General features: G+C 72.8%; 25 protein-coding genes and 1 tRNA gene. 10 read left to right on the top strand and 16 right to left on the bottom strand.

The annotated features are described in order from the left end of the window. Window position 1: 1 nt before the first annotated feature. Together IE308_RS29955 and IE308_RS29950 are read right to left on the bottom strand one after the other, a co-directional pair. The gene (locus tag IE308_RS29955; protein WP_190220325.1) at window positions 2–889 is read right to left on the bottom strand and encodes a TIGR03620 family F420-dependent LLM class oxidoreductase; all 888 of its coding nucleotides are present in this window, start codon (window positions 887–889) and stop codon (window positions 2–4) included. A gap of 132 nt (window positions 890–1,021) precedes the next feature. Further along, window positions 1,022–1,354, bottom strand: coding sequence for an ArsR/SmtB family transcription factor (locus tag IE308_RS29950; protein ID WP_110627068.1), 333 nt, complete (start codon window positions 1,352–1,354; stop codon window positions 1,022–1,024). 55 nt (window positions 1,355–1,409) lie between these two features. Here IE308_RS29950 and IE308_RS29945 point away from each other — a divergent pair, with 55 nt between their 5' ends. Together IE308_RS29945 and IE308_RS29940 are read left to right on the top strand one after the other, a co-directional pair. Further along, the gene (locus IE308_RS29945; RefSeq protein ID WP_190220324.1) at window positions 1,410–2,081 is read left to right on the top strand and encodes a FadR/GntR family transcriptional regulator; all 672 of its coding nucleotides are present in this window, start codon (window positions 1,410–1,412) and stop codon (window positions 2,079–2,081) included. Window positions 2,082–2,260: 179 nt separating this feature from the next. Beyond that, entirely contained in the window at window positions 2,261–3,226 is a 966-nt protein-coding gene (locus IE308_RS29940; protein WP_190220323.1) for a PAC2 family protein, read from the top strand. Window positions 3,227–3,331: 105 nt separating this feature from the next. Here IE308_RS29940 and mshC read toward each other — a convergent pair whose 3' ends face one another. The 4 genes from mshC to IE308_RS29920 form a co-directional block, all read right to left on the bottom strand. Then, window positions 3,332–4,561 (bottom strand): cysteine--1-D-myo-inosityl 2-amino-2-deoxy-alpha-D-glucopyranoside ligase, encoded by a 1,230-nt coding sequence (mshC, locus tag IE308_RS29935; RefSeq protein ID WP_190220322.1) that lies wholly within the window; start codon window positions 4,559–4,561, stop codon window positions 3,332–3,334. A 113-nt stretch (window positions 4,562–4,674) separates the two neighbouring features. After that, complete coding sequence (locus tag IE308_RS29930; protein WP_190220321.1) at window positions 4,675–5,493, bottom strand: SCO1664 family protein; 819 nt, start codon at window positions 5,491–5,493, stop codon at window positions 4,675–4,677. Continuing rightward, the gene (locus IE308_RS29925) at window positions 5,457–6,047 is read right to left on the bottom strand and encodes a DUF3090 domain-containing protein (RefSeq protein ID WP_110627073.1); all 591 of its coding nucleotides are present in this window, start codon (window positions 6,045–6,047) and stop codon (window positions 5,457–5,459) included. Before IE308_RS29925 ends, IE308_RS29930 begins: the two co-directional genes overlap by 37 nt. A gap of 102 nt (window positions 6,048–6,149) precedes the next feature. Then, entirely contained in the window at window positions 6,150–6,836 is a 687-nt protein-coding gene (locus IE308_RS29920) for a histidine phosphatase family protein (protein ID WP_190220320.1), read from the bottom strand. A gap of 62 nt (window positions 6,837–6,898) precedes the next feature. Here IE308_RS29920 and corA point away from each other — a divergent pair, with 62 nt between their 5' ends. Beyond that, complete coding sequence (gene corA / locus IE308_RS29915) at window positions 6,899–7,906, top strand: magnesium/cobalt transporter CorA (protein WP_190220319.1); 1,008 nt, start codon at window positions 6,899–6,901, stop codon at window positions 7,904–7,906. Window positions 7,907–7,915: 9 nt separating this feature from the next. On the opposite strand, the gene IE308_RS29910 is transcribed toward corA, so the two are convergent. Together IE308_RS29910 and IE308_RS29905 are read right to left on the bottom strand one after the other, a co-directional pair. Further along, a complete protein-coding gene (locus IE308_RS29910) occupies window positions 7,916–8,704 on the bottom strand; it encodes a ferritin-like domain-containing protein (protein ID WP_190220318.1) in 789 nt (262 codons plus the stop codon). A 214-nt stretch (window positions 8,705–8,918) separates the two neighbouring features. After that, window positions 8,919–9,974 (bottom strand): LLM class F420-dependent oxidoreductase, encoded by a 1,056-nt coding sequence (locus IE308_RS29905; RefSeq protein WP_190220317.1) that lies wholly within the window; start codon window positions 9,972–9,974, stop codon window positions 8,919–8,921. A 113-nt stretch (window positions 9,975–10,087) separates the two neighbouring features. Between IE308_RS29905 and IE308_RS29900 the strand changes: the two genes are divergently transcribed. Then, complete coding sequence (locus IE308_RS29900) at window positions 10,088–11,074, top strand: aldo/keto reductase (protein ID WP_190220316.1); 987 nt, start codon at window positions 10,088–10,090, stop codon at window positions 11,072–11,074. Then, window positions 11,071–13,443 carry a helix-hairpin-helix domain-containing protein gene (locus IE308_RS29895; RefSeq protein WP_190220315.1) on the top strand — a complete coding sequence of 791 codons (2,373 nt, stop codon included), beginning with the start codon at window positions 11,071–11,073 and terminating at the stop codon, window positions 13,441–13,443. Before IE308_RS29900 ends, IE308_RS29895 begins: the two co-directional genes overlap by 4 nt. Before the next feature lie 81 nt (window positions 13,444–13,524). Here IE308_RS29895 and IE308_RS29890 read toward each other — a convergent pair whose 3' ends face one another. After that, on the bottom strand, window positions 13,525–14,250 hold the full coding sequence (locus tag IE308_RS29890; RefSeq protein WP_190220314.1) for a hypothetical protein: 726 nt from the start codon (window positions 14,248–14,250) through the stop codon (window positions 13,525–13,527). Window positions 14,251–14,297: 47 nt separating this feature from the next. Here IE308_RS29890 and IE308_RS29885 point away from each other — a divergent pair, with 47 nt between their 5' ends. Then, window positions 14,298–14,486: a DUF5703 family protein gene (locus IE308_RS29885; protein WP_110627081.1), complete on the top strand. Its 189-nt coding sequence runs from the start codon at window positions 14,298–14,300 to the stop codon at window positions 14,484–14,486. A gap of 90 nt (window positions 14,487–14,576) precedes the next feature. Here the strand turns inward: IE308_RS29885 and IE308_RS29880 are convergent, their stop codons facing one another. The 3 genes from IE308_RS29880 to IE308_RS29870 form a co-directional block, all read right to left on the bottom strand. Then, on the bottom strand, window positions 14,577–15,380 hold the full coding sequence (locus IE308_RS29880) for a chaplin (RefSeq protein ID WP_190220313.1): 804 nt from the start codon (window positions 15,378–15,380) through the stop codon (window positions 14,577–14,579). A 150-nt stretch (window positions 15,381–15,530) separates the two neighbouring features. After that, window positions 15,531–15,764, bottom strand: a complete 234-nt coding sequence (gene chpH / locus IE308_RS29875) for a chaplin ChpH (RefSeq protein ID WP_110627083.1) — start codon at window positions 15,762–15,764, stop codon at window positions 15,531–15,533. A 158-nt stretch (window positions 15,765–15,922) separates the two neighbouring features. Further along, window positions 15,923–17,257 carry a M20/M25/M40 family metallo-hydrolase gene (locus IE308_RS29870; RefSeq protein WP_190220312.1) on the bottom strand — a complete coding sequence of 445 codons (1,335 nt, stop codon included), beginning with the start codon at window positions 17,255–17,257 and terminating at the stop codon, window positions 15,923–15,925. Between the two features lie 185 nt (window positions 17,258–17,442). Between IE308_RS29870 and IE308_RS29865 the strand changes: the two genes are divergently transcribed. After that, window positions 17,443–17,527 (top strand) — tRNA-Leu (locus IE308_RS29865). An 85-nt stretch (window positions 17,528–17,612) separates the two neighbouring features. Next, window positions 17,613–17,990, top strand: coding sequence for a YchJ family protein (locus IE308_RS29860; RefSeq protein ID WP_190220311.1), 378 nt, complete (start codon window positions 17,613–17,615; stop codon window positions 17,988–17,990). A gap of 41 nt (window positions 17,991–18,031) precedes the next feature. Here the strand turns inward: IE308_RS29860 and IE308_RS29855 are convergent, their stop codons facing one another. After that, the gene (locus tag IE308_RS29855) at window positions 18,032–18,733 is read right to left on the bottom strand and encodes a FadR/GntR family transcriptional regulator (RefSeq protein WP_110627086.1); all 702 of its coding nucleotides are present in this window, start codon (window positions 18,731–18,733) and stop codon (window positions 18,032–18,034) included. A 130-nt stretch (window positions 18,734–18,863) separates the two neighbouring features. Here IE308_RS29855 and IE308_RS29850 point away from each other — a divergent pair, with 130 nt between their 5' ends. Beyond that, the gene (locus tag IE308_RS29850; RefSeq protein WP_110627087.1) at window positions 18,864–19,385 is read left to right on the top strand and encodes a gluconokinase; all 522 of its coding nucleotides are present in this window, start codon (window positions 18,864–18,866) and stop codon (window positions 19,383–19,385) included. Between the two features lie 84 nt (window positions 19,386–19,469). Then, the gene (locus IE308_RS29845; RefSeq protein ID WP_110627088.1) at window positions 19,470–20,867 is read left to right on the top strand and encodes a GntP family permease; all 1,398 of its coding nucleotides are present in this window, start codon (window positions 19,470–19,472) and stop codon (window positions 20,865–20,867) included. Window positions 20,868–20,897: 30 nt separating this feature from the next. Here the strand turns inward: IE308_RS29845 and IE308_RS29840 are convergent, their stop codons facing one another. The 3 genes from IE308_RS29840 to IE308_RS29830 all read right to left on the bottom strand — a co-directional run bounded on the left by IE308_RS29840 (window position 20,898) and on the right by IE308_RS29830 (window position 23,845). Then, window positions 20,898–21,518 carry a cytochrome b/b6 domain-containing protein gene (locus IE308_RS29840; RefSeq protein WP_110627089.1) on the bottom strand — a complete coding sequence of 207 codons (621 nt, stop codon included), beginning with the start codon at window positions 21,516–21,518 and terminating at the stop codon, window positions 20,898–20,900. Beyond that, window positions 21,502–22,227, bottom strand: a complete 726-nt coding sequence (locus IE308_RS29835) for a molybdopterin-dependent oxidoreductase (RefSeq protein WP_190220310.1) — start codon at window positions 22,225–22,227, stop codon at window positions 21,502–21,504. The genes IE308_RS29840 and IE308_RS29835 overlap by 17 nt, the downstream gene beginning before the upstream one ends. An 85-nt stretch (window positions 22,228–22,312) precedes the next feature. Next, complete coding sequence (locus tag IE308_RS29830; RefSeq protein ID WP_190220309.1) at window positions 22,313–23,845, bottom strand: APC family permease; 1,533 nt, start codon at window positions 23,843–23,845, stop codon at window positions 22,313–22,315. Between the last annotated feature and the right edge of the window lie 10 nt (window positions 23,846–23,855).

Here is a 23,855-nt window from a genome sequence, read left to right as displayed (position 1 = left end):
TTCAGCGGTCCTCCAGCGCCTCGCGCAGCAGCCGCCAGTACGGCAGCGCCGAGGCGCCGGGGGTCACGCCGATCACCTGGACGGCGACATGGTCGGCGCCCGCCCCGGTGTGGGCCCGCAGCTTCCCGGAGATCGCCTCGGCGTCGCCCCAGAAGACCAGGTCGTCGACGAGACGGTCGCTGCCGCCGGCCGCGAGGTCGTCGTCGGTGTAGCCGAGCCGCCGGAACTTGGCGAGGTTGTAGGGCGTCGCGAGATACGGCGTGAGGTGCTCGCGGGCGGTCGCGCGGGCCCGGCCGGGGTCGGTCTCGAACAGCACCGGGTGCTCGACGCCGAGGAACGCGTCCGGGCCGAGGATGTCCCGCGCCTGGGCGGTGTGGGCGACGGAGACGTGGTAGGTGTGGGCGCCGTGCGCGCGGTCGCGGGCCAGCTCCAGCATCTTCGGGCCGTACGCGGCGAGCAGGCGGCGTACCGGGGACTTCGGGGCCGGGTTGGGCGACTCGGTGTCGAGCGTGTCCAGCTCGTCGAGGTAGGCGCGCATCGCCGCGAGCGGCTTGGTGCCGGTCCGCTGGTCACCGCCGAAGCCGAGGCCGAGGACGTGCCGGTCGGGGTAGGCGTCGGCGAGCAGCCGGGCGGCGCCGTGGGTCCAGCGGGCCTCGCGGGACCAGATGCGGGCGATGCCGTTGACCACGTGCAGGCGCCGGGAGCCGGCCAGCAGCAGGCCGGCGTGGGTGAACGCGTCGCGTCCCAGCAGCTCCGGGATCCACAGCGCCCGCCACCCCAGTTCCTCCAACTCCTGGACGGTGTCCCGCAGTTGCGCGGCGGGCTGGTACTCGAAGTCGAAGGTGTAGATGCCGTACCGCCCGAGGTCGAGCCCGTCGATGCCGCCCATGGAACTCCTCCGCCGTGTCGTCGGGAGCGGTGATCACCGCGATCTCTACGCATCGAAATATCGCAGATTCTCGATACGAGACGCAAGGCGGCGCCACGCCAGGCGAGACGCGGTCCGCCCGTCGCGACCGGTCTACAGCGACTGCCCCAGCTCGGCGACCAGCCGGGCGATGCGCTCCTCGTCGCGCTTGTAGTGGGTCCACTTGCCGACCCGCGTCGCCCGCACCAGGCCCGCCCGCTGCAGCTCCGCCAGATAGGACGAGACCGTCGACTGGGCCAGCCCCGCCTTGGCCTGGAGGTGGCTCACGCACACGCCGACCTCGGCCGGATCGGCGATGGCCTGCTCCATCGGGAAGTGCCGCTCCGGCTCGCGCAGCCACCGCAGCAGCTGGAGCCGGACCGGGTTGGACAGCGCCCGCAGCGCGGTGACCAGCTCGGGGTCGGGAAAGGACGCCGTCTCTGCCATGGGTCCGGAGTATAAAGGCGAAGACATCGGAGGTCTGAGCGGCAGGGAGGCCCGCATGGCGGTGACCGACGAGGCGATCGAGAAGATCAAGGGAATGATCGTCTCCGGTGCGCTGCGTCCAGGCGACCGGCTCCCCAGGGAGAGCGAGCTGGCCGCCGGGCTGGGTCTGTCGCGCAACTCGCTGCGGGAGGCCGTACGGGCCCTGTCGGTGATGAGGATCCTGGACGTGCGGCAGGGCGACGGCACGTACGTGTCCAGCCTCGATCCGCAACTGCTGCTGGAGGCGCTGGGTTTCGTCGTCGACTTCCACCGCGACGACACCGTGCTGGAGTTCCTCGCCGTGCGCCGCATCCTGGAGCCGGCCGCGACGGCGATGGCCGCCGGCCGGCTCGCCGTGCGGGAACTGGACGCGCTGGAGGAGCAGTTGGACCGGCTCGGGGCCGAGCCCTCGGTGGAGCAACTGGTCGCCTGTGACCTGGAGTTCCACCGGGGGATCGTGCGCGGCACGGGCAATTCGGTGCTGTGCTCGCTGCTGGACGGCCTGTCCGGGCCGACCACCCGGGCCCGCCTCTGGCGCGGGCTCACCCAGGAGGACGCGGTGGGCACCACCCTGCGCGAGCACCGCGCGATCCTCGCGGCCCTGCGGGAGCGGGACGCGGAGGCGGCGCGGTCGTGGGCGACGGTGCACATCGCGAGCGTGGAGCGGTGGCTGAGGTCCGCGCGGTGATGCGCGCGGTGGGTGCCGAGCGGGTGCGCGGTGACAGCTCGGATGACTGGCGGGGTGTTCCGGGGTGGCGATCGGGGCAGTGATCCGTTCACTCCCCCGTGCAAGGGGGCTGCGGGACCGCCCGCCGCACGCCGTAAGGTTGGGTGGTCAAGCGAGGGCACGTCGGAAGGAGGCACTGGGTGATCGAGCTCGAGGGGGTTCCCGAGCTGATCGACCCGGTCATGGTGGCCGCGTTCGAGGGCTGGAACGATGCCGGCGACGCCGCCTCCACCGCGGTCGCGCATCTGGAACGTGAGTGGAAGGGCGAGGTGTTCGCGGCGCTGGACGCCGAGGACTACTACGACTTCCAGGTGAACCGCCCCACGGTGTTCATGGACGGCGGCGTGCGCAAGATCACCTGGCCGACGACGAGACTGTCGGTGGTGCGCATCGGCGGGGACAAGCCGCGCGATCTGGTGCTGGTGCGCGGTATCGAACCGTCCATGCGCTGGCGCTCGTTCTGCAACGAGCTGCTGGGCTTCGCGCACGAGCTGGGCGTGGAGCTGGTGGTCATCCTGGGCGCCCTGCTCGGCGACACCCCGCACACGCGTCCGGTCCCGATCAGCGGGACCACGTCCGACCCGGACCTCGCCCGCCGCATGGACCTGGAGGAGACCAAGTACGAGGGCCCCACGGGCATCGTCGGCGTCCTGCAGGAGGCGTGCACGCACGCGGGGGTCCCGGCGGTGTCGCTGTGGGCGGCCGTCCCGCACTACGTGTCGCAGCCGCCGAACCCGAAGGCGACGCTGGCGCTGCTGAACCGGCTGGAGGACCTGATCGACGTCCGCATCCCGCTGGGCGAGCTGCCCGAGGACGCGCGCGCCTGGCAGGTCGGGGTGGACCAGCTGGCCGCGGAGGACAGCGAGGTCGCCGAGTACGTCCAGACGCTGGAGGAGGCCCGGGACACCGCGGAGCTGCCGGAGGCGTCGGGTGAGGCGATCGCCCGGGAGTTCGAGCGGTATCTGCGGCGCCGGGACGGCGGCGGTACGGCGGGCGGCGCCACGGACGCCGACGGGTCGCCGTTCCCGCGAGGTTCCGGGGAGCGGACGCGGCCGCCGAAGCCCCCGAAGCCGGGGGCCGACGACGGGGACACCTCGGAGGACTGAGCAGGAGAGCAGAGCGCGAAAAGGGGCGCTCCCTTCCGGAACCACCGGAGGGGAGCGCCCCTTTCACGTCCGCGGGCCCGCGGCCGGCTGCCGGCTGCCGGCTGCCTACAGCGCGACGCCGAGCAGCGCGTCCACGGCACGCGAGACGACACCGGGGGCGCCGGTGTCCGTGCCGCCCTGCTCCTGCTGGAGCGCGACCCAGCGGTCGACGGCGGCGAGGGCGGCCGGGGCGTCCAGGTCGTTCGCGAGGGCGTCGCGGATCTCCTCGACGAGCGCGTCGGCGGGCGGGCCGTCGGGCCGGGACACCGCGGCGCGCCAGCGGTCGACCCGGTCCAGGGCGTCCTGGAGCACCTGGTCGGTCCACTCCCAGTCGGAGCGGTAGTGGTGGGCGAGCAGGGAGAGCCGGATGGCGGCGGGGTCGACGCCGTCGCGGCGCAGCTGCGAGACGAAGACGAGGTTGCCCTTGGACTTGGACATCTTCTCGCCGTGCAGGGCGACCATGCCGGCGTGGACGTAGGCCTTGGCCATGGGGAACTCGCCGGTCAGCACCTGGGCGTGCGAGGCACCCATCTCGTGGTGCGGGAAGGCGAGGTCGGAGCCGCCGCCCTGCACGTCGAAGCCCATGCCGAGGTGGTCCAGGGCGATGGCGACGCACTCGATGTGCCAGCCGGGCCGGCCGCGGCCGAGCGAGGCACCGTCCCAGCTGGGCTCGCCGGGCCGGGCGGCCATCCACAGCATCGGGTCGAGCGGGTTCTTCTTGCCGGGGCGGTCGGGGTCGCCGCCGCGCTCGGCGGACAGCAGCCGCATGGCGGCGGCGTCCAGGTTCGAGACCTTGCCGAAGTGCGGGTCCGCCTCGACGGAGAAGTAGATGTCGCCCTCCAGCTCGTAGGCGGCACCGAGGTCACGCAGGCGTTCGACGAGCGGGACGATCCCGGGTATGGCCTCGACGGCGCCGATGTACTGCCGCGGCGGGAGCATCCGCAGCGCGGTCATGTCCTCGCGGAAGAGGGCGGTCTCCTTCTCGGCGAGGGCGGTCCAGTCGACGTCGTCGCGCTGCGCCCGCTCCAGCAGCGGATCGTCGATGTCGGTGACGTTCTGGACGTAGTGAACCTGCCGCTTGGTGTCGAGCCACACGCGCTGCACGAGGTCGAACGCGTTGTAGGTCGCCGCGTGTCCCATGTGGGTGGCGTCGTAGGGGGTGATGCCGCAGACGTAGAGACGGGCGACGGGACCGGGGCTGAGGGTGACCAGAGTGCCGGTCGCGGTGTCGTGAATCCTCAGGTCGCGGCCCTGACCAGGCAGGGCGGGGACCTCGGAAGCGGGCCAGGCATGCATGTCATGAGCGTAACCGGCCTGATGTTCCTGGCACGAACCGGTGCGGGCCGGATGGCCGGGAAGGCGTTCTTGCGCGTTCCCGGCCGGCATGCATGCGTCCGCTTCGGGGGCCGCTACACGGGTGGCCAGGGAATCGCCGGCCACTCCCCGCCGGGCTCCGGGTGCCTGCCGGAGGCGAGCAGCGCGTCGACACGCGCGCGCGTGGCGTCGATCTCGGCCGGGGTGATCAGCCCGGCGAGCCGGCCGGCCAGCGCGCCGCCGTCCTCCAACGTCTCCTTGAGCGTCCGGAGCACCCGCACGGCCTCGTCCGTGAGGGGCTCCCCCGCCCAGCCCCACAGCAGCGTGCGCAGCTTGTCGTCGACGTTGAAGGTGACCCCGTGGTCGATGCCGTAGAGGCGGCCGCCCTCGGCGGGCAGCAGATGGCCGCCCTTGCGGTCGGCGTTGTTGATCACCGCGTCGAGCACGGCGAGCCGTCGCAGCCGCTCGTCGTCGGCGTGCACCAGCAGCGCCGTGCGCCCCTCGCCGACCTCGGCGAGCCCGATCGCCTTCCAGCCCGGTCCGGGCTCCTCGTCGTCCACCAGGGCGAGCAGTTCGGCGCCGGGGACGACGTCGATCCACAGCTGGCACATGCCCTCGCCGTAGGGCCCGTCCCGCAGCACCGTCGGCGGGACCAGCTGCCAGCCGGTGGCCTCGGAGACCTCGTAGGCGGCGACCTCGCGTCCGGCGAGGGTGCCGTCGGGGAAGTCCCACAGCGGGCGCTCCCCGGCGACCGGCTTGTACACGCAGGACGCCTCCTGCCCTTCGTACGCGACCGTGCAGAACAGTGCCGCGTTGGAGGCCTCGCGGATGCGGCCCCGGACCGTCAGCTCGCCGTGGGCGAGCAGGTCGGCGGTGGTCACGCTCCGCGGCGGTATCCGTTCTGGCGCGGACATACATGTCCTTCCGGATCGAGCGGCAGGCTGCACAGCGGGCAGGGCGGCCGGCCGGCGTTGACGACGTCGAGGGCTCGCTTGGCGAAGGCTCTGGCCTGCGCGCCGGTGAGCCGGACCCGCAGCATCGGGGGCCCGTTCTCCTCGTCCTGGAGAAGCCGTTCCTCCGCCTCGGCCAGGTCCTCCTCGGACTCGGCGTCGAGCTCGACGAGGGCCTGGGCCTCGACGATCATGCGCTGCTCCTCGCCGTCCCAGGCCAGCGCCATGGTGCCGACCCGGAACTCCTCCTCGATGGGGGTGTCGAGGGGCGCGGTGTCGGCGACCTCCGTGGGGGCCATGGCGGGCACCGCGGCGCTTCCGCCGCTACGGCGTACGACCTCGTCCAGCAGCTCGTCCATGCGCTCGGCGAGCGCGGCGACCTGGGTCTTCTCCAGGGCCACGCTGGTCACCCGGGAGCCGGCGGAGGCCTGGAGGAAGAACGTACGGCGCCCGGGCAGTCCGACCGTGCCGGCCACGAAGCGGTCCGGCGGGTCGTAGAGGAACACCTGACGGGACACGTCCTGTCTCCATGGGATTCGTTCGGAATGGATCGTTCGGATCTGTGCATACGCGCAGGGAACGCATATGTGTGAACCGCTTCACCCTACTGCGGCCGACGATCACGGTGCGCCCGCGTCGCCTCCGACCGTCGCGTCCCCGGCCGGCGGCTCCTCACGCGGGACGAGGGCGGCGAAGTCGCCGGTGTCCCCGAGGCGCAGCAGGAACGGCCGCAGCCGGGTGTAGCGGATCACGGTGATGGAACAGGGTTCGACGGAGATCCGCTGGAAGAGGTCGAGATGAAGTCCGAGGGCGTCCGCGACGAGCGACTTGATGATGTCGCCGTGCGAGCACATGAGATAGACGGCGTCGGGGCCGTGGTCGCGCTCCACGCGCGCGTTCCACTCCCTGACCGCCTCGGCGGCGCGGGTCTGCATGGCCCGCATGGACTCGCCGCCGGGGAAGGCGGCGGCGGACGGGTGGGCCTGCACGACCTCCATCAGCGGCTCGTCCTTCAGTTCGGCGAGCTTGCGGCCGGACCAGTCGCCGTAGTGGCACTCCCCGATCCGCTCGTCGGTGTGGGCGCCGAGGCCGGGCCGGGCGTCCAGGAGGGGCCGGACCGTCTCCTGGCAGCGCTGGAGCGGGCTGGTGACGACCTCGGCGAGCGGCAGTCCGTCGAGCCGGCCGGGCAGGGCGGCGGCCTGCGCGGCGCCGCGCTCGTCGAGGGCGACGCCGGGCGTCCACCCGGCGAGCAGTCCCTCGGTGTTGGCGGTGGAGCGTCCGTGCCGGACGAGGATCAGCGTGGGCATGCGGCCCAGCGTAGGCGCACGGACAGGGGCCGTGCGGCGCGGGACGGAGGACAATTCGCCTCGTGATCGTCGACTGCGCCATCTACCGTGACGGGCACCGGACGGACGGTCCGCAGGACTTCTCCGACGCCCTGGACGAGGCACGGGCCGCCGGCGGCTTCGTGTGGATCGGGCTGCACGAGCCCACCGAAAAGGAGTTCGCGAAGGTCACCCAGGAGTTCGCGCTGCACCCGCTGGCCGTGGAGGACGCCCTGAAGGCGCACCAGCGGCCCAAGCTGGAGGTGTACGACGACTCGCTGTTCCTGGTGCTGAAACCGGTCGTGTACAACCCGGAGAGCGACGCCGTCTCCACGGGCGAGGTGATGGTCTTCCTCGGCGACGGCTTCGTGGTGACGGTCCGGCACGGCGTGGGCTCGCCGCTGAGCGCCGTACGGCGGCGTCTGGAGCGGGAGCCGGAGATGCTCGGCAAGGGGCCGACGGCGGTGGTGTACGCGATCTGCGACACGGTCGTCGACCACTACGTGGAGGTGGCGACCGAGCTGCAGACCGACCTGGAGGAGCTGGAGGCGGAGGTGTTCTCGCCGGACGGCGGCGGCTCGCGGCACACCGCGTCGCGGATCTACACCTTCAAACGGCAGATCCTGGAGTTCCGGCGGGCGACGGGCCCGCTGGCGCTGCCGCTGCACCGGCTGGCGGGCACCGGCCCGTTCGGCGGCACCTACGGCGCTCCGGTGCCGTACGTGAACGACAAGGCGCGGCCCTTCTTCCGGGACGTGCACGACCACCTCACGCGCGTCAACGAGTCGGTGGACGGCCTGGACCGGCTGGTGTCGGACATCCTGTCGGCGCATCTGGCGCAGATGAGCGTCCGGCAGAACGACGACATGCGGAAGATCTCGGCGTGGGCGGCCATGGCGGCGATCCCCACGATGATCGCGGGGATCTACGGCATGAACTTCGACCACATGCCGGAGCTGCACTGGGTGTGGTCGTACCCGGTGGTGATCGTGGTGATGGCGGCCCTGGAGGTGCTGCTGTACCGCCTGTTCAAGCGGCGGGGCTGGATGTGAGCGGGCCGGTCAGGCGAACTCGGCGTGCGCGGGGGCGGGTCCGCCGAGCGGGTCGCGGCGTTCGGGCATCGCCAGGGTGACCATGCGCCGCCAGCCCGCGAGGCGCTCCCAGGCGTACTGGGCGTGGATCCCCGCGGCCAGTACCGCCGACCTGGCCTTGGACCAGTGCAGGATGCGGCCCATGCGGGCCATGACGGCGAGGCTGACGTCCCGGTGGACGCGGATCTCGGTGAGGGCGCATTCGCGCAGGGTGCGCTGGATGGTGCGGCCGTGGCCGGCGCGGGCGAGGCGCAGCAGCTCCTCGTGGCAGTAGGCGAGGTGGTTGTCCTCGTCGTTCGAGATCTGCTTCACCGCGCGGCCGATGTCCGGGTGGTCGGCGAAGTACCTGCGCAGCAGCCGCATCTGTTCGGAGGCGCGCTGTTCGGTGACGCGGCTGTGCGCGAGGTAGGTGACGATGTCGGCCACGCTCAGCGGTGTCTCGCCCTTGAGCTGTTCGTGCGCGAGGCCGATGCCGTGCCGTTCCAGGAGCATCGTGTAGTCGGTCTCCGGCGGCACCGGCACGGGGTCGAGGCCGCGCCGCTTCAGCAGGGCGTTGAAGATGCGGCCGTGCTTGTCCTCGTCGGCGCCGTGCCGGGCGATCTTGGGGGCCAGGGCCCGTTCGCTGTCGGGGACGAGGGCGGCGATCCGGGCGTTCTCCCAGCCGCCCTGTGCCTCCCCGCTGGCGGCGATGGAGCAGAACAGGGCGAAGGATTCGTCGTGGTCGAGGATCTCCTGGAACAGACTCTTGGCCGAAAGCATCGTGCGCACCTCTCTGCAGGGTTCCGCAGAGAACGAGTCAAATGCCGCATGAGGGACGCCGCAACAGCTCTGTCGGACGACTCCGCCGAACGGAGGAGGGCCGGGGTCGTGGAAGAGGCGTAACCGCGGGCGGTCCGGCGCGTTGTTCCCGGTGACGGCCGTGGCGGGGAAGACCCCCGAGCCCCCACCACGGCCGCTGAACATCCCTCCGCGGTTACGCCAGTCCGGCGCGCTCCATGGCCTCCACGCCGGCGCGCAGCGAGGCGATCCGCTCGTCCAGCGTGAAGCCCGCCGGGGACAGCGTGAGGGTGGTGACACCGGCCGCCGCGTAGGCCTTCATCCGGTCGGCGATGCGCTCCACCGAGCCGAGCAGGGTGGTCCGGTCGATCAGCTCGTGCGGTACGGCCGCGGCGGCGCCCTGCTTGTCGCCGGAGAGGTACTTCTCCTGGATCTCGGCGGCGGCCTGCTCGTAGCCCATGCGGCGGGCGAGCTGGTTGTAGAAGTTCTGCTTGAAGCTGCCCATGCCGCCGACGTACAGCGCGGTGTACGGGCGGAAGGTGTCGGCGAGCCGGGTGACGTCCTTGTCGTCGCCGACGGCGATGGGCAGGGTCGGGCAGACGTCGAACCCGTCGAGGGTCTTTCCGGCCTTCTCGCGCCCGGCGCGCAGGTGGCTGACGGCGGTGTCCTCCAGGTGCTCGGCGGAGGGGAAGATCAGCAGGGCGCCGTCGGCGATCTCACCGGTCTGCTCCAGGTTCTTCGGGCCGATCGCGGCGATGTACAGCGGGATGTGCTCGCGCTGCGGGTGCACGGTCAGCTTGATCGGCTTGCCGGGGCCGCCGGGCAGCGGCAGCGTCCAGTGCTCGCCCTCGAAGGTCAGCCGCTCCCGGCTCATCGCCCGGCGGACGATCTCGACGTACTCCCGCGTGCGGGCCAGCGGCTTGTCGAACTTGACGCCGTACCAGCCCTCGGAGACCTGCGGCCCCGAGACGCCGAGGCCGAGGCGGAAGCGGCCGCCGGAGAGGGAGTCCAGGGTCGCGGCCGTCATCGCGGTCATGGCGGGCTGGCGGGCCGGGATCTGCATGATCGCGGAGCCGACGTCGATACGTTCGGTGCGCGCGGCGACGAAGGAGAGCACCGTGGGCGCGTCGGAGCCGTAGGCCTCGGCGGCCCAGCAGACGGCGTACCCGAGCCGGTCGGCCTCCTGGGCCACGGCCAGGTTGTCCGCGTCCATTCCGGCGCCCCAGTAGCCGAGGTTGATCCCGAGCTGCATGCGCGATCCCCTTACCGATGAGTAATGTCCCGTGTGCGGCCGACCTTAGCGCGCGGAAATCGGTTGTCCACAGGCAACCCACGGCCCACCCCTGGCCAGTAATCTCGGCGTCCATGGAGCAGAGGCATCTCGGCCGGACCGGCCTGCGCGTGTCCCGCATCGGACTCGGCACCCTGACCTGGGGCCGGGACACCGACGAGCACGACGCCGCGGACCTCCTGAAGACGTTCTGGGAGGCGGGCGGGACCCTCGTCGACACCGCGGACGTGTACGGCGACGGCGAGGCGGAATATCTGCTCGGGCGGCTCATCGAAGGGCTCGTCCCCCGCCGGGATCTGGTGATCTCCACGAAGGCGGGCAGCGTGCCCGACCCCGACCGCCGCTTCGACGGCTCGCGCGGCCATCTGCTCGCCGCGCTGGACGCCTCGCTCACCCGGCTCGGCACGGACTACGTCGACCTGTGGCACGTGCACGCCTACGACCCCGAGACCCCGCTGGAGGAGACCCTCCAGGCCCTCGACCTGGCCGTCAGCAGCGGCCGGGCCCGGTACGCGGGCGTGTCCAACTTCTGCGGCTGGCAGCTGGCCAAGGCGGCGACCTGGCAGCTGGCGGCGCCGGGGGCGCGGACGCGGCTGGCCAGTACGCAGATGGAGTACTCGCTGCTGCAGCGCGGCGTGGAGCGCGAGGTGCTGCCGGCCGCGCTGGACCTGGGCATCGGGCTGCTGCCCTCCTCGCCGCTGGGCCGCGGGGTGCTCACCGGCAAGTACCGGGGCGACGCGCTGCCGCCGGACTCGCGCGGCGCCTCCGAGCACCTCGCGCCGTTCGTCGCCCCCTACCTCGACGACACCGCGAGCCGCATCGTCGACGCGGTGGCGACCGCGGCGGACGGGCTCGCGGTGACCCCGCTCCAGGTGGCCCTCGCCTGGGTCCGGGACCGGCCCGGGGTGGCCGCGCCGATCGTCGGCGCGCGCAACGCGCAGCAGCTCACGGCGGCGTTGTCAGTGGAGGCGCTTAGTCTTCCTGACGAGATCTGCCGGGCGCTCGACGACGTGTCGGCGCCCGTGCACCGCTATCCCGATCACGACTGGAGCACGCTGTGAGCACGGAGCCGGAGACCACGGAGAACTCGGGGCCGGAGGTACCGGACACCGGGGCGGAAGGGGCCGACGAGGCCACCGCCGCCGCCGAGAGTGCGGGCGCCGCTGCGGGGACGGAGGCCGAGGGGGGCGCCGGGACCGGCGAGGCCGGCGCCGGGGACGGCGAGGTCACTGCCGGGGCCGGTGAGGACGGCGAGGCCGGCGCCGGGGACGGCGAGGTCACTGGCGGGGCCGGTGAGGGCGGCGAGGGTGACGCCGCCGATCTGTCCGAGGCCGAGGCGGAGTTGCTGGCGCAGCGGATCGAGCGGGAGCGGATCGAGCGGCGCAAGGCCGAGAAGAAGACGCCGATCGAGAGCGGGACGAAGCTGAGCGGCAAGGCGGCCGATCTGCTGGCCGCCGTGCGGGCCGTGGAGAGCGGGCAGAAGCCGCCGGAGACCGTCTTCAGCGAACCGCCCGCCCCGCGCCGCCCGGCCCCCGAGCCGGTACGGCGCCCGCAGCCGGTGCCCGCGGAGGCGGCCGGAGGCCCCGCTGCCCCCTCGGCGCCTCCGGCGGAGGCCGTCGCCGCGGTCCGGGAGGTGCTGGCGGCGGGTGGTGCTCCGGAGACGCTGGCCGCCCAGGCCGCCGCCGTCCTGGGGGAGGGCGCACCGGAGGCGCTGCGCCAGGATCCCTGGCAGTTGCTGCGCGTCCCCGGGGTGCGGCCCGAGCACGCCGACTCCTTCGCGCGGGCGCTGCTCGGCCCGGAGTGCTCCCCGGACGACGAGCGGCGCGGCCGGGCGGTGACCGTCTGGCTGCTGGAGCAGGCGGCCCTGGCCGGGCACACCGCGCTGGAGCTGCCCGCGCTGACCACCGCGCTGGGCCGGCAGGGCGTGCCGGAGGCGGAGGAGGCCGTGCAGAGCGCGATCGCCGAGGGCGAGGCGCTGGTGTTCCAGGACGCCCTGGAGGAGCCCGGCCGGCCGGCCGCGGCCCCGGCCGGGGAAGGCGATGAGGACGAGGACGGCGAGGCCGAGCGCCCGGTGCGGGTCCTCGTCGGGCTGGAGCGGTACGCCCTGGCCGAGGAGAGCCTCGCCGACGCGCTGGCGCGGGTGGTGAACTCGCTGCCCAAGGAGGAAGCCTCGGCGCGCTGGGAGTCGGCCGCGGCGGCGGCCTCCGGCAGCGCGGCGGAGCTGATCCGCGCGGTGGCCGGGCACGGCCTGGTGCTGCACACGGGTGGCGAGGCCGCCCGCGCCGAACCGGCGGCGCTGCTCGCCGCCGCCCGCGCGCTGGGCCTGCGGGCGGTGGCCGCCTGCCACACCGCCGACGGCCGCCGCCGCTTCGCGGGACTGCTCGGCGTGGCCGAGTCCGCCGTCCCCGCCCTGGCGGCCGAGGTCGAGGCCCCCGCGGCGCCGGCCGACGCCCCCGCGCGGGACACCGCCTCCGACGCCGTGGTCACCGTCTCCGGGCTGCTGTCCGGTGCCGAGGGGCCCGGGCGGGACGCCGAGGGGGCGCTCGCGCTGGACCTGCTGGTGGTGCTGGACGCGCCGCAGCTGGACGTGGAGAGCGCGGCGCTGCTGGTGGAGTCGGTGCCGGACGGGGCGCGGCTGGTGCTGAGCGGAGACCCGGCGGTGCTGTGGTCGGCGGGGCCGGGGCGGGTGTTCGCCGATCTGCTCGCCGCGCGGGTCTGCCCGCAGGTGGCCTCCCGCACCCCCGACCCCGGGCCGCTCGGCGAACTGGTCTCCGGCATCGGCATCGGCGAGCTGAACCAGGTCGAGGCGCCCGGCAAGGAGCTGGTGATCGTGCCGGTGCGGGACGCGGGCGAGGCCGTGCACCGCACCGTGCAGCTCGTCGCGGACTCGGTGCCGCGCGCCCTCGGCATCCCGCCCGAGCAGACGGTCGTCATCACGCCGGGCCACGGCGGCGCGGCCGGCACCCGCGCGCTCAACGCCGCCCTCAAGGAGCGCCTCAACCCCGGTCCGGGCCGCTTCGGCGGCTTCGACCCGGGCGACCGGATCGCCTACTCCCCCGCGCCGGGCCGGACCGTGCCGGGCCGGGTGGTCAAGGCCGACGCGGACGGGCTGCATCTGACGTGCGCGGGCGGCCCCGTCGTCGTACCGCGGGAGCGGGTGGAGCAGTCGGTGCGGCACGGGTGGGCGCTGACCGCGCACCAGGCGGTGGGCGCCCGGTGGCCGGCGGCCGTCGTCGTGCTGCCCGGGGACGCCGCCCAGGCACTGAGCCGGCCGTGGGTGTACACCGCGTTCGGCCGGGCCGACCGGCACCTGTCCGTGGTGCACGGGGTGGAGCAGGCGCTGCCCCGAGCCGTCGCGGAGGTCCCGGCGAAGCCGCGGACGACCCGGCTGCCGCTGCTGCTGCGCACCCAGGTGCCGGCGGCGGCCTGACGGGGACCGGGCCGCGCCCCGCGGACGGCGGTGGCCCCGGGAGACCGCTCTCCCGGGGCCACCGTCACCGCGTGGACACGCTCACCCTTGGTCCTCGTCCTCGTCCTCGTCGAGGTCGACCTCCTCGACGTCCTCGATGTCGTCCACGTCCCCGACGCCCCGCACGACACCGACATCCTCGTCGTCGTCCTCGTCCCCGAGGTCGGCGTCGTCGTCGAAGACCGCGCTGACGTCGAAGCGGCAGATCACGCGCTGCGCGTCGGCCTGCTCGAACGGCGCCTCCAGCCACTCGCCGGGTTCGGCCGGCTCGTCGGCGGCCACCACCCAGAGCGTGGAGTCGCCCTCCTCCAGGCCGAACTCCTTGTGCCGGCTGGCGATCTCGTCCGGCTCGAACTCGCCGAAGAGGACGCCCAGCGCCCCGTGCACCGTGCCGGACACGTCCTCGCCGGAGCTGTCGTCGTCCGCCGCCTCCACCCGCCGGGCCTGCGCCAGCAGCCGCTGCTGATCGCTGACGGCGTAGTCGCGGCGGATCAGCACGCTGAGGGCGTTCGGCTCCTCGGGCCCGGTGTACGGCGGCATCTCCTCGCCGCCGGGGATCTCGAAGGGCGTGACCTCGTCGTAGCGGTCGTAGAGCAGCTCGTCGTACGCCTCGGCGGCCGCGGCCAGCTGGTTGAACGCCTCGTAGACGGCCGGGTCGTCCTCACCCGACCTGCGTTCGACCGCGGCCAGGTGGCGGTCGAGCGCGGTCTTGACCGCCTCGGCGGCGGCGCGTACCTCGGCAGCGGTGGGCTGCGCAGCATCAGACATACAGCAGACGCTATCCGTACCGGGCCCCAGCCCGCACAATAGATGCGATGCCGGAATACGAATTTGTCGACGTGCACGTACCGCGCGGGGTCTCCCGCAAGGAGGCGACACGTCTGCTGACGGACCATGCAGAGTACGGACACTGGGAGTTGTACCGCCTGAGCCTGATGCGTGACGGCAGCCGCCGGGTGCGGTTGCGGCGGCGGATCATCCGACAGGTGCGCGCCACGTGGTGAGCTGAGGCAGGACGGGACGGAGCGGGCCCCGCGGACGCGGGGCCCGCTCCGTTCGTCCGTTCAAGGCCCCTCAGGGCCTTGTCCGGCCGCTCACGCCGAGGCGCGCGCCCTGCGGTAGAGCACCGCACCACCGAGCAGCGCGCCCGCGCCGGCCGGGAGCACGACGCCGAGCGGCAGCTCGCTGCCGGTGCTGGCGAGCTGGGCCTCGCCCCTGGGCTGGGTCACCGTCTGGGCGCCCGGCTGGTTGGGGTGCGACGGCCCGGCCGGGGTCTCGTGGCCCGGAGCGGGGGGCGTGGCCGGGGTCCCGGGGTGGCCGGGGGTCTCCGGGGTGCCGGGGTGACCGGGTCCGGGGTTGCCCGGGTTGCCGGGAGGCGTGGTGTGGTCGCCGCCCGGGCCGCCGTGGCCGGCGCAGTCGTTCCCCATGGCGGGGTTGCCGATGCCGATCACGTCGACGCTGTTGCCGCAGACGTTGACCGGCGTGTCGACCGGGGCCTCGACGTGGTTGCCGGAGCCGACACCGGGCGAGTCGCCGGTCTGGCCGCCGGCGTGCGAGCCGGTCGAGCCCCCGTGCGAGCCGGAGCCGCCGTTCGAGCCGGAGCCGCCGTGCGAGCCCGAGCCGCCGGAGCCGCCGTGCCCGTCCGACGTGTCGCTCTCGTTGGCGCACTTGTTGCCGGCGGCCGGGTTGAGCACGCCGACGACGTCGACGGTGTTGCCGCAGACGTTCACCGGCGCGTGCACCGGCGCCTGCACCGAGTTGCCGGACAGCACGCCCGGCGAGCCGGCGGCGGTGCCGCTCGCTCCCGAGGAGGCGTGCGCGTAGCCGCTTCCGGCGGCGGCGATGACTCCGGTGGCCGCGGCCACCGTCATGAGGCCCTTGCGGGTTGCCTGTCGCATTCCTTGAATACCTGCCTTCGACTTTTCGATCCCGTACGAGACGCGATGCGGTCGTCAAAAGACCGGTCGGCCCCGGAGCGCATGGCACGCGCTCCGGGGCCGACGGCGTGGACGACCCTCAGATGAACAACACCGTGAGGGGCGACAACGTCACTTGTTGACGCACGTGTTGCCGAAGGCGGGGTTCAGCAGCCCGATCACCGAGATCGTGTTGCCGCAGACGTTCACCGGGACGTGCACCGGAACCTGGATGACGTTGCCGGACACCACGCCCGGGGAGTGCACCGCGGCACCCTGGGCACCGGCGTCGGCGACGGCGAGGCCCGCGCCCGCGAGAACCAGACCGCCGGTGGCAGCCGCAGCGGCGACGACCTTCTTGATCATTATTCCTCCTTGTTGGCAAAAGCGATCCCAGCGTTGCGGATCGCATCAGCAGTAACGAGGAGGGAGTAATGAGGCTACGAGCTTATCGTCGCATTCACTCTTCTCAGTCGGTTCCGCACAGGCGGGCGATTACTGGAGTTTCGTTTCAGTGACCCGATTCAGGACAGGTCGAGGAACCGGTCCAGCACGCGCACGCCGAACTTCAGTCCGTCCACCGGCACCCGCTCGTCGACGCCGTGGAACATGCCGGCGAAGTCCAGCTCCGGCGGCAGCTTCAGCGGCGCGAAGCCGAAGCCGCGGATGCCGAGGTCGTCGAAGGACTTGGCGTCGGTGCCGCCGGAGAGCATGTAGGGGATCGCCTTGGCGGCCGGGTCCTCGGCGACCAGCGCGGACTGCATGGCCTCGACCAGCGCGCCGTCGAAGGTGGTCTCGACGGCCTTGTCGGCGTGGACGTCCTCGCGGCGGACGTTCGGGCCGAGGAGCCGGTCGAGGTCGGCGAGGAACTCCTCCTCGTGGCCGGGCAGGAAACGGCCGTCGATGTGCGCGGTGGCCTCGCCGGGGATGACGTTGACCTTGTAGCCGGCGTTCAGCTGGGTCGGGTTGGCGGTGTTGCTGAGCGTCGCGCCGATCAGCTTGGCGATGCCGCCGAGCCGGGCGAGGGTGGACTCCATGTCCTCCGGGTCCAGCTCGGTGCCGAGGGCGTCGCCCAGCTCGTCGAGGAAGGCGCGGGTGGTCTTGGTGACGCGGACCGGGAACCTGTGCCGGCCGACGCGGGCGACGGCCTCGCTCAGCTCGGTGATGGCGTTGTCGCGGTGGATCATCGAGCCGTGCCCGGCGGTGCCGGCCACGGTCAGCTTCATCCAGTGCATGCCCTTCTCGGCCGTCTGGATGAGATACAGCCGGCGCTGCTCGCTGACCGTGAAGGAGAACCCGCCGACCTCGCTGATCGCCTCGGTGACGCCCTCGAACAGCTCGGGGTGGCGGTCCACGAGGTGGCGGGCGCCGTAGGTGCCGCCGGCCTCCTCGTCGGCGAGGAAGGCGACCACGATGTCGCGCGGGGGCCGGCGGCCGGAGCGCAGCCGGTCGCGCACGACGGCGAGCGTCATCGCGTCCATGTCCTTCATGTCGACGGCGCCGCGGCCCCACACGCAGCCGTCGGCGACCTCGCCGGAGAAGGGGTCGTGGGTCCAGTCGGCCGCGTTGGCCGGTACGACGTCCAGGTGGCCGTGGATGAGCAGCGCGGGCCGGGACGGGTCCTCGCCCTCGATGCGGGCCACGGTGGAGGCGCGTCCCGGGTGCGACTCGAAGATCCTCGGTTCGAGGCCCACCTCGGCGAGCTTCTCCGCGACGTACTCGGCGGCCTTGCGCTCGCCCGGGCCCGAGTGGTCGCCGTAGTTGCTGGTGTCGAACCGGATCAGGTCGCGGCAGAGGTCGACGACCTCGTCCTCGCCGGTGACGCCCCTGGCCGTGTCCGCCGTGTCCGTGTCGCTCACGCTGCTTCCTCCCGGTGTCAGCCGATGGTCCCCCTCATCCTCCCTCTCCCCCGCCGCGCGGCCCAAGACCGGTCCCGGTCCGTCACACCCCGTTCACGTGCGGACGGGGCGTGATCGACCACCCTCGAAAGCCTGGTAATGTTTACCTCGTCGCCGCGGGGGAAACCCCGCACGACAGACACCTTGTCCGGGTGGCGGAATGGCAGACGCGCTAGCTTGAGGTGCTAGTGCCCTTTATCGGGCGTGGGGGTTCAAGTCCCCCCTCGGACACAGACGAAGGCCCCTGCGACACAGGGGCCTTCCGCATGTCCCGGCCTCCCCTCGGCCCTCCCCCTGACCAGGCACAATGACAGGCATGACGACGCGTTCCTGTCCCTGCGGCCGGCCCGAGGCGTACGCGGAGTGCTGCGGCCGGTACCACTCCGGGGCCGCCGCCGCGCCCACCGCCGAGGCGCTCATGCGCTCGCGGTACAGCGCGTTCGTGAAGGGCGACGCGGCGTACCTGCTGCGCACCTGGCACCCGCGTACCCGCCCCCACCGCCTCGACCTGGACCCGCGGATGCGCTGGACGGGCCTGGAGATCCTCGGCACGACCGACGGCTCGGCCTTCCACACTACGGGCACGGTGACCTTCCGCGCCTCGTACCGCGGCGGCTCCCTGCTGGAACGCAGCCGCTTCGAACGGGTCGAGGGGGCTTGGGTGTACGTGGACGGGGACTTCCCCGAGGCCTAGGCGTTTCTGCCGGAGGCGGCGGTTCTTGACGCACAGCGCCCTCAGGGCGCCAGGATGTCGAGTTCCTGGAGGGCGCCGACCGTGATCTCGCGGGTCAGTTCCTCCGCGCGGGCGGCGTCGCCCTCGCGGACCGCCTCGGCCAGTTTCACGTGCAGGGTGACGGCGGCCGGGTCGGGGTCCTCGAACATGACCTCGTGGTGGGTGCGGCCGGTGAGGACCTCGGCGACGACGTCGCCGAGGCGGGCGAACATCTCGTTGCCGGACGCGTTGAGGATCACCCGGTGGAAGGCCACGTCGTGGAAGAGGTACTGCTCCAGGCGGTGGCCGCGGGAGTTGGCGACCATGCCGAGCGCGCACTCGGTCAGCTCGGCGCACTGCTGCGCGGTGGCGTTCTTCGCGGCGAGCCCCGCGGCGACCGGCTCGACGGCCGAGCGCAGCACGGTCAGTGAGCGCAGCTGGTGCGGGCGGTCGGCGCCCGCCAGCCGCCAGCGGATGACCTGTGGGTCGTAGACGTTCCACTCGGACTTGGGGCGGACGGTCACGCCGACGCGGCGGCGGGACTCGACCAGGTGCATGGACTCCAGGACGCGGACCGCCTCGCGCATCACCGACCGTGACACATCGAACTGCTGGGCGAGTTCGTCGGTGCGCAGGACGCTGCCCGGCGGGTACTCGCCCGCGGTGATCGCGGGGCCGAGGGTGTCCAGTACATGGCCGTGCAGCCCCCGGCCCGGAGTGGTCATGCACACAGAGTACGGGGCGGATCACGGGAACAAAAAGTCAGACTTATTTGTCACAGGCTCTTGAATTCGTCGTACCTAATGGGTTTCAGTAGCCCGGCATCAACGTGTCGACGAGGACAGCGAGGCAGCGATGAACACCCCCCACGTCGTCGTGGTCATGGGCGTGGCAGGCACCGGCAAGACCACCATCGGTCCCCTGCTCGCCGCCCGGCTCGGCGTTCCCTACGCCGAGGGCGACGACTTCCACCCCGCGGCCAACATCGCCAAGATGACGGCCGGCATCCCGCTCACCGACGAGGACCGGTGGCCGTGGCTGGACGCCATCGGCGACTGGGCGGACGGCCGGGCGGGGCTCGGCGGGGTGGTCAGCTGCTCGGCGCTGAAGCGGTCGTACCGCGACCGGCTGCGCGCCGCCGCTCCCGGGCTGGTGTTCGTGCACCTGACCGGCAGCCGGGAGCTGATCGCCGACCGGATGGCGCACCGTCAGGGGCACTTCATGCCCACGGCGCTGCTCGACTCCCAGTTCGCCACGCTCCAGCCGCTGGAGCGGGACGAGGCGGGTGTCGACGTGGACGTCGAGGGCAGCCCGGAGCAGATCGCCGAGCGGGCCATGACCGCGCTGGCCGCGCTGCCCGAGCCGACGGCCCCGTAACCCTCGTAGCCCCCACCCCCCTCCCCCGGGGCCCGTCCGCGGGCCCCGTCCCTCCCCATCCCCCGTACCTGCAAGGGAATCCCCGTGACCAGACTCAGCGTCGAGATGCTGGCAGCGGACACCGTCGAGCCGATCACCTCGGCCGGCCACGCCCAGCTGGGCATCGCCGTGCTGGTGGGCATCGCCGTCATCGTCCTGCTGATCACCAAGTTCAAGCTGCACGCCTTCCTGGCGCTCACCCTCGGCACGCTCGTGCTCGGGGCGGTCGCCGGGGCACCGCTCGACAAGGCGATCGCCAGCTTCACCACCGGACTCGGCACCACGGTCGCCGGTGTGGGCGTGCTGATCGCGCTCGGCGCGATCCTCGGCAAGATGCTCGCCGACTCCGGCGGCGCCGACCAGATCGTCGACACGATCCTCGCGAAGGCGGGCGGGCGTGCCATGCCGTGGGCGATGGTGCTCATCGCCTCCGTGATCGGCCTGCCGCTCTTCTTCGAGGTCGGCGTGGTCCTGCTGATCCCGGTCGTGCTGATGGTCGCCCGGCGCGGCAACTACTCCCTGATGCGGATCGGCATCCCGGCCCTGGCCGGCCTGTCCGTGATGCACGGCCTGGTGCCGCCGCACCCGGGCCCGCTGGTCGCGATCGACGCGGTCAAGGCCAACCTCGGCGTCACGCTCGCGCTCGGCGTGCTCGTCGCCATCCCCACGGTGATCATCGCCGGTCCGCTGTTCTCCAAGGTCGCCGCCCGCTGGGTGGACGTCCCGGCGCCGGACCGCATGATCCCGCAGCGCGCCTCCGAGGAGCTGGAGACCCGTCCCGGGTTCGGCGCCACGCTGGCCACCATCCTGCTGCCGGTCGTGCTGATGCTCTCCAAGGCACTGGTCGACATCGTCGTGGACGACCCCGAGACCACCGTGCAGCGGATCTTCGACGTGATCGGCTCCCCGCTGATCGCGCTGCTCGCCGCGGTCCTCGTGGGCATCTTCACGCTGCTGCGGCCCGCCGGGTTCGGCAAGGAGCGGATCTCGCCGCTGGTGGAGAAGGGGCTCGCGCCCATCGCCGGCATCCTGCTGATCGTGGGTGCGGGCGGCGGCTTCAAGCAGACGCTGATCGACACCGGCGTGGGCCAGATGATCCTGGACATCTCCAAGGACTGGAACATCCCCGCCCTGCTGCTGGCCTGGCTGATCGCGGTGGCGATCCGGCTGGCGACCGGCTCGGCGACCGTCGCGACCGTCTCGGCGGCCGGTCTGGTCGCGCCGCTCGCAGCCGACATGTCGACCACGCACGCGGCCCTGCTGGTGCTCGCCATCGGCGCCGGCTCGCTGTTCTTCTCGCACGTCAACGACGCCGGGTTCTGGCTGGTGAAGGAGTACTTCGGGCTGAACGTCGGTCAGACGATCAAGACCTGGTCCGTGATGGAGACGATCATCTCGGTGGTCGCGGGCGGTCTGGTGCTGCTGTTGTCCCTGGTCATATAGGGACGCGGCACTGACGAGCACCCGCTGTGGCTACGGCCGCCACAGCGGGTGCTCGCGTTGTGCCCACTCCCCGCTGACCGTGCCGGTGCGCAGGCCGTGGCGGGCCTCCGGGTCGGCGAGGGCCATGCCGATGTGGCCGGCCAGGACGATGCCGACGGTGAGGGCCAGCCAGTCGTGGACGAAGGTCGCGCTGGTGCGCCACATCAGCGGGGTGAGGTGGGTGAACCACATCAGCACTCCCGTACCGAGCATCACCAGCGTCGCCCCGGCGATCCACGCGGCGTAGAGCTTCTGCCCGGCGTTGAACTTGCCCGCCGGCCGGGACGCGGGCCGCTTGTCGCGCCGCAGGGCGGCCCGCAGCCAGCGCTTGTCGTGCGGGCCGAAGCGGTTGAGCCGGCCGAGGTCGGCGCGGAACGCGCGGGAGGCGAGGCCGGCCAGGACGGGTACGGGCAGGGCGATTCCGGCCCACTCGTGGATACGGACCACCAGCTCTCGGCGGCCGACCAGCTCGGCGAGCTGCGGCAGGTACAGGCAGGCCGCGGTGACCACGCACACGCCCATGAGGGCGGCGGTGGTGCGGTGGATCCAGCGCTCGGCGCGGGTGAAGCGGCGCAGGCGCACGGCGGCCGGGGCCTCAGCTCGTAGGGTCATCGTCGCGTCCGTTCGAGCGGCCGACCCAGGCGTCGACGTCGTAGCCGCGGTCCTCCCAGTAGCCGGGCTCGACCTCGTCGGTGACGGTGATGCCGGAGAGCCACTTGGCGGACTTGTAGAAGTACATGGGGGCGACGTAGAGGCGGGCCGGGCCGCCGTGGCTGTGGCCGAGGTCCCTGTCCTGCATGCGCAGCGCGACCAGGACGTCGGGGCGGCGGGCCTGGCCGAGGGTGAGGCTCTCGCTGTAGGCGCCGTCGAAGCAGGTGAAGCGCACGGCCCGGCCGTTGGCCCGGACGCCGGCGGCGTCCAGGAGGCGGGAGAGCCGGACCCCTTCGAACGGGGTGCCCGGCACCCGCCAGCCGGTGACGCACTGGACGTCCTTGACCAGCCGGGTCTGCGGCAGGGCGCGCAGGTCGGCCAGGGTGTAGGTGCGGGGGCGGTCCACCAGGCCGTCGACGGTCAGGCGGTAGGTGGCGGCGGTCCGGTGCGGGACCGATGAGGTGACCGAGTAGTAGCGGAAGCCGCCGCCGTTGGGCAGCAGGCCGGTCAGGCCGGTGGGGTCCTTGTCGGCGGCGCTGCCGAGGAAGGCCTCCAGGCCGCGTTGCAGGGTGGGCGCGGTGACCACGCCGAGGGCGCCCAGGCCGAGGGTGCCGAGGAGGACGCGGCGGCCGATGGGCCGGCCCTCCTCGGCGGGTTGCGGAGTGTTCACCTGTTCATTCGAACACCGGGAGCCCCGCCGGAGAAGGGATCGCGGCCGCCCGTCAGAGTTCCGTAACCCCTTCCCGCGGCGTCGGTCAGCGGGCGGCCTTGTCCAGCTGGAACGCCTCGTTGCCGAGGCCGATGCGGGCGTGGGCCTCGGGGCTGCGGGCGCGCAGCAGGGCGCCCTGGAGCAGGCCGGCGACGAGGGCCAGGCCGATGACGCCGGGCAGGATCCAGCTGAGCGCGGAGTCGGGGCCCGCGCCGACCAGGACGTCGAAGTCCTTGACCGTGTAGCCGGCCAGGGCCAGCAGGGCGAGGCCGGCGAGGGCGGAGGTGACCAGCCGCCAGGCCTGGGCGCCGGCCGCGCCGCGCCGCGCGAAGAAGACGATCACCGACAGGGAGGCGGCGGCCATCAGCAGGATCACGCCGAGCGCGCCGATGTTGCCGCACCAGGTGAACAGGTGCAGCACGGGCGCGGTCGGGTCGCCCGCGGGGCCGTCGTCGGCGACGGCGAAGGCGATGACGACGACGGCGGAGACGGCCGTCTGGAGCAGGGAGCCGGTGCCGGGGGCGCCGCTGGCCTCGTTGGTGCGGCCGAAGGCGCGCGGCAGCAGGCCCTCGCGGCCCATGGCGAAGGCGTACCGGGCGACGACGTTGTGGAAGCTGAGGGTGGCGGCGAACATGCCGGTGACGAACAGCACGTGCAGGACGTCGGTGAAGGTGGCGCCGAGCCGGGACTCGGTGAGGGTGAACAGCAGTCCGGCGCTCTCCTTCTGCGCGGTGCCGACGATCGCGGAGGGGCCGGTGGCGACGGTGAGCGCCCAGGAGCTGAACGCGAAGAAGACGGCGACGGAGCCGACGGCGAGGAACATCACGCGCGGCACGAGGACGTGCGGCCGGCTGGTCTCCTCGGCGTAGACGGGGGCCTGTTCGAAGCCGGTGAAGGCGGCGATGCAGAAGCACAGGGCGGTGGAGACGCCGGCGCCGGTGAGGGTGTCGGGGTTGAAGGCGTGCAGGGACAGTCCTTCGCGGGCCGGGTCGGAGATCGCCGCGATGTCGAAGACGACGACGAGGATCACCTCGATGACCAGCAGGACGCCGAGCACGCGCGCGTTGACGTCGATCTTCAGCCAGCCGAGCGCGCCGACCACGGCGACGGCGGCGAGTGCCGGGATCCACCAGGCGAGGTCGACGTCGGCGTAGGTGGCGAAGAGGCCGGAGACCTCGAAGCCGAAGATGCCGTAGATGCCGACCTGGAGGGAGCTGTAGGCGACGAGGGCCACGAGGGCGGCGCCGGCGCCGGCGGTGCCGCCGAGGCCGCGGGCGATGTAGGCGTAGAAGGCGCCCGCGTTGTGGACGTGCCGGCTCATCTCGGCGTATCCGACGCTGAACAGGACGAGGACGGCGCCGAGGGCGACGAAGAGGAGGGGCTGGCCGACGATGCCCATCACCGCGAATGTGGTGGGCATGACACCCGCGACGACCATGAGCGGGGCGGTCGCGGCGAGCACGGAGAGCAGCAGGCCCCCGGTGCCCAGGCGGTCGGCCCTTAGGGCGCGCTCCTGGCCGAGGTAGGTGCTGATGTCGTCGGCTGCGGGTCTGCTCGGGCTCGAACTGCCGGTGGTCATCGGGGGCGTC

This window comes from Streptomyces griseosporeus, from assembly GCF_014656055.1.
Lineage (GTDB): Bacteria > Actinomycetota > Actinomycetes > Streptomycetales > Streptomycetaceae > Streptomyces > Streptomyces griseosporeus.
This window is presented reverse-complemented; position numbering and strand designations above follow the sequence as displayed.